General features: G+C 28.9%; 1 protein-coding gene. It reads left to right on the top strand.

The window, feature by feature from the left end; all coding sequences use genetic code 11:
- Positions 1-298 (top strand): RNA-guided endonuclease InsQ/TnpB family protein (locus tag QMG30_RS24900; protein WP_281819931.1); only part of this gene is annotated, 298 nt, incomplete at both ends.

The raw sequence follows: 298 nt of genomic DNA on the forward strand, positions 1-298 counted from the left end.
CTAGATTTTTTCGTATGTTAGAAGCTAAACTTATCAAGGCACAAAGGAAATTATCACGTATGGTAAGGTTTTCAAATAATTGGTATAAACAAAAGACTAAAGTGGCAAGAATACACTATAAAATAAAAAATTCAAGATCGGATTTTTTACATAAACTATCTACTCAATTAATAAATAAATACAATGCTATAGCGATAGAAGACCTAAATATGAAAGGTATGAGCCAAACATTGAAATTTGGTAAAAGCGTATCTGATAATGGTTGGGGAATGTTCATTGCAATGCTTAAATATAAAGC

The sequence above is a fragment of the Vallitalea longa genome (assembly GCF_027923465.1).
GTDB classification, from domain to species: domain Bacteria; phylum Bacillota; class Clostridia; order Lachnospirales; family Vallitaleaceae; genus Vallitalea; species Vallitalea longa.